This is a genomic window from Streptococcus sp. GMD5S (genome assembly GCF_000298715.2).
In the GTDB taxonomy this organism is placed as follows: domain Bacteria; phylum Bacillota; class Bacilli; order Lactobacillales; family Streptococcaceae; genus Streptococcus.
Window position 1 is genome coordinate 1 of the sequence record NZ_AJRG02000031.1, and the last position, 4,688, is coordinate 4,688.

Consider the following 4,688-nt stretch of genomic DNA (forward strand, 5'->3'; position numbering starts at 1 on the left):
GTGTAGCTCAAGATGCGACAGCCTTCTCAGTCACAGATACCCTAGTGGACGTTCTTGAATTCGCAGGAACTTCAAGTGCTAAATTGAATGGTCAAGCTCTTGATGCTAGCCAAATCAAGGTAGAAGGTCAAACGATTACCTTGACGCTTACAGAAGACCAAGTGAAAGCCAATGGCGGTCAAGTCGTTGAATTAACATTCGACGCCAAGATCAAAGCTGGTGCGAACTTGTCTGCACATGTGAAGGAAGACGGTCGTATACGGATTCCGAATAAGGCGACTTACAAGGTAGATCTTCCAAATAAACCAGGCTTTACGAAAGACTCCAATGAAGTCCCAGTAACGCCACCGACACCAGATGAACCAGAGATCAAGAAAGATGTCAATACTAAGGCTGAGGAAACGCTTGCTGATCGTGACCAAATTTTCACATACAACGTGAAAACAAGTGTCCCAACAGATGCGACAGCCTTCAGCGTAAGTGATACACTTGAGTCTGTTCTTGATTATGCAGGTTCAGCAAGTGCAATCTTGAATGGTCAAGCTCTTGATGCCAGTCAAATCAAGGTAGAGGGTCAAACCATTACCTTGACCCTTACAAAGGAACAAGTGAAAGCCAATGGCGGTCAAGCTGTTGAATTGAGCTTCACTGCGAAGATTAAAGTGGGAGCTGATTTGACTCCATATCTAACAGATCGTGGATTCACTGTTCCAAATACAGCTTCTTATGACGCGAAGTTCCCACACAAACCAGGGCTACACAAAGATTCGAATAAAGTTCCGGTAGTCGTTCCAAAAGAACCAGAACCAGAAATTTCTAAGAAGATTAATCGTACCTTGGACCACTTGGATGTGGAATACGACGCACCATACATGTATAATGTCAATACAACTTTGCCAAAAGATATTGATAAGTACAAAGAGTTCACAGTCACAGATACACTCGAACCGGTCTTGGCAATCGCTGATACGCCAGTAGCCTATGTGGATGGTCGTGATGCAAATGGTGCCCTTGAAACAAGTGTTAAGGGAAATACAGTCACTGTGAAAGTGAAAGATTTCGCTCGATTGAAAGGTTTCAAAGAAATCCAATTGTATATTCCAGCTAAACTCAAAGCGAATAGCGATTTGAAAGCTTATAAGGACCAATTGGTACCAAACAAAGCAACTGTCAACTTCAAGGATGCGAATGGTCAATCTGGTAACAAGGAAACAAAACCAGTAACGGTGAAACCGCGTGACCCAGAAAAACCAACAGATCCAACACCAGGTGAACCTGCTAAGACAGTTGGGCCAGAAGATGGATCTAAACCTGATAAAGACTACCACTTACCAAACGCTTTAGATACCTTCCGCTTCGATATCACTACACCGGTTCCAACAGATCCAGTAGATGAAAACGGAAATGCTAAGAAGGATCAATATGGTCGTCTTATCAAGACAGACTTGACTAGCTTTACGATCACTGATAAAATCGATTCAGTCTTGAAAGTCAACAAAGACCGTATCGCTCTTAAAGTTGAAAATGCTCAGTTTGACAAGATCAAAGCAACTCTTCAAGCTCAACTTGAACAGTCTGAGAAAGAACTCAAAGCTTTGACAGGCAAGTCAACAGAAGAGACTTCAACAGAGACTGGTAAGAAGGAAGAACTCAAGGCAGCGGAAGCTAAAGTAGCTGAATTGAAAGCGAAGTTGGAAGCAGCTAAGGCAGCGCAGCCAGCTAAACCAGCTGAAACTACAACACCAGCTACTCCAGCAACAGCTGCTGAAGAAACAACTCCAGCTACATCTGATTCTTCTGCATCAGAAGATAAGAAACCTGCAACTAGCGAGCCAAGTCAAGATCTTGCAAGCTTGGAAGCAGAGTTGAAAGCAGCTGAAGAAAACTTGGCTAAACTTCAAGCACCAGCTGAGAAAGAATCAGAATTGGCACCAGCTGATAAGAAACAACAACAAGAGAAACTTGAAAATGAAATCAAGAAACTAAAAGAAGCTCAAACCAAGCTTCAAGCAGCTATTGATAAATTGTCTAAAGTTTCAAATGACCGCGGTGAATTAGTAGGTAAAGATTTAGAAGCAATTGCTACTGTTACTTACGATGAAACTAGCAATGTTGTGACTTTTGAAATCAGCGATAAGGATGTTCTTGAAGCCTTGAAGGGAAGTACCGTACGTCTTGTACTTTACACTAACTTCAAAGAAGGAACAGATTTTACAAAATTCACTGGTGGTGTACCAAATACAGCTGAAGTAAGCTTTAACCATAATCCAAAGCCAAAAACTACCAACAAAGTTGTGGTGTTCCCACCAACACCACCAACACCAGAAAAACCACAAACTCCGCCACCAGGTGGAACCGTTCCTCCAGCAGAACCTAAGAAAACATTGCCAAATACAGGTTCTGAAGGATCTTCAATCTTTGGAGTACTTGCAGCCCTAGCTCTAGGACTTGCTGGACTTCTAGTTTGGAAGCGTAAAGCTGAACGTTAGTATCATATAGTAAGAGGAGAGTAGAAAATTTTACTCTTCTCCTTACTGTATATTGAAAGTGTTAAGGAAAGAATAATGAGTAGAAAAAAATTATTAAAGTTAGGAATTTCTATACTTGCTTTAAATGCACTTGGAGTAGCCACTTATCATGTAGCTCCCGACTTGTATCAAATTCCAACAGTGCATGCGGAAGAGACACCAGCGGAAGATGAAGAAATTCCAGATGGCCAAGAGCGAAGTATTGCAAATACTTTCAAAAGAATGCTTGATAGTATAGAATCTTCAATTAAGGATTTTACAAATAGTCCAGATGAGGATAATAAAGAACTCCTAGAGGGTGATGTAGAAGAAGCAAAGAATTTTTTTGAGACTGCAAAGAAGGCAATGAAGAGTCCAGAAGGTCAAAAAAGTTTTGCGGCGCTTGAAGCTCGCTACAATTCTTTAAAAGCTAAGGCTGAGGCACTTCTCACTGGGGGAGATTTAAAAGAAGAACATCAAGAAGTCACAACTACTGAGGAGATTCCTTACCCATCTCGGACAGAAAACAATGCAGACCTCGCTGAAGGTACTCGAAAGGTAAAACAAGCGGGAGAAAAAGGTCAGAAGAAAGTTGTTTGGGATGTTACTTTGGTAAATGGCGTTGAGAAAAAACGTGATAGAAAGAACCAAACAGTAATTAAAGAACCAGTAGAAGAAATCATCGAAGTTGGAACTAAGAAAACAGGTGTTGAAACCAAAGAAACAGTGACTGTGGAGGAAAAAGTTGCTTTCAAAGAAGAAACGAAAGTAGATCCAGCACTGGATAAAGGTCAAACGCGTGTTGAAGAAGGTGAAGAAGGTATCGATGAAGTCACTTATGAAGTGACAAAAGTGGATGGTGTTGAAAAATCTCGTAAAGAAGTTTCACGCAAGACTAAGAAAGTTGCAAAAAACAAGATTACTTATACAGGTTCAAAAACTGTTGTAACGACTAAGGAAGTAACCAAAACTGAAGAAGTTGCCTTCCAGACTCGTGAGGTTGAAAATGCACTCTTAGCCGAAGGTGTTCGCCGAGTGAAAACAGCTGGGCAAAAAGGTGTTCGTACCATTGTTGAAACAGTGACTTACACAGACGGTGTTGAAACAGGCCGCGAGGTGAAATCAAATACAATCACTACTCCAGCAGTAGACGAAGTTGTCGAAATTGGAACTAAGAAAGCAGCGGTTGTAACGACTAAGGAAGAGACCAAGACAGAAGAAGTTGCTTTCCAAACTAAGGAAGTAACAAATCCAAATCTTCCAGAAGGCAGTCGTCAAGTGAAAGCTGTTGGTAAGAAGGGTGTTCGCACCATTGTTTATACAGTGACTTACACAGACGGCGTTGAAACAGGTCGCGAGGTGAAATCAAACACAATCACCACTCCAGCAGTAGATGAAGTTGTCGAAGTTGGAACTAAGAAAGTAGTAGCCCCAGTTGTAACGACTAAGGAAGAAACGAAGACAGAAGAAGTTGCTTTCCAAGTCAAAGAAGTGCAGAACGCAGACCTTCCAGAAGGCAGTCGTCAAGTGAAGATAGCTGGTAAGAAGGGTGTTCGCACCATTGTTTATACAGTGACTTACACAGATGGCGTTGAAACAGGTCGTGTTGAGAAATCAAGCACAATCACCACTCCAGCAGTAGATGAGATTGTCGAAGTTGGAACTAAGAAAGTAACTCCTACAACAACCAACGGTGATAAGAATGATACTGCAACAACAGGGAACCAGGCTGAAAGCACTAAGAAAGAAGAAACTGCAAGCCAAGAACAGAAAGTTCTACCAAGCACAGGTACAGCTTCTACCAGTCTTCTTTCAATGATTGGTTTATTTATCGCTGGTCTAGTAGGCTTTGTCGTTCGTAAGAAAGACTAAGGCTCTCTAATTGTACAAAAGCATCTTTTGTACGAGAAATACTAAAAAGAACCCAGAATTTATTCTTGGGTTCTTTTTTATAAAAAATTAAATATATTAATGTTTATGTGTAGCTTGAGTACGTTATGAAACTCATGGAGTGATAATAGGTTCAACAATAAAACAGCTATTTACATAGTGTAAACGCCTGTTCTGAAATTTTGATATTTTAATTATTCTCACCGAAAATTGACAATCTGGAAATACAAAAAAGTAAATATTTTTTTATATCTGCTTTCAATTTCCCTTTCTTTGTGTTAGAATGAGATG

Annotated in this window: 1 protein-coding gene and 1 pseudogene; both read left to right on the forward strand. The window is 40.7% G+C overall.

The genetic code is table 11. The annotated features are described in order from the left end of the window. Nucleotides 1–2,489: pseudogene (gene padA / locus GMD5S_RS0209430) on the forward strand (LPXTG-anchored isopeptide-forming adhesin PadA); the annotation flags it as partial. A 75-nt stretch (nt 2,490–2,564) separates the two neighbouring features. After that, on the forward strand, nt 2,565–4,379 hold the full coding sequence (locus GMD5S_RS0209435; protein ID WP_000087620.1) for a G5 domain-containing protein: 1,815 nt from the start codon (nt 2,565–2,567) through the stop codon (nt 4,377–4,379). Nucleotides 4,380–4,688 lie beyond the last annotated feature (309 nt).

Bases quoted from the DNA above. Each gene is read 5' to 3' on its own strand.
- GMD5S_RS0209435 (WP_000087620.1), top strand. From the start codon at position 2,565: ATGAGTAGAAAAAAATTATTAAAGTTAGGAATTTCTATACTTGCTTTA.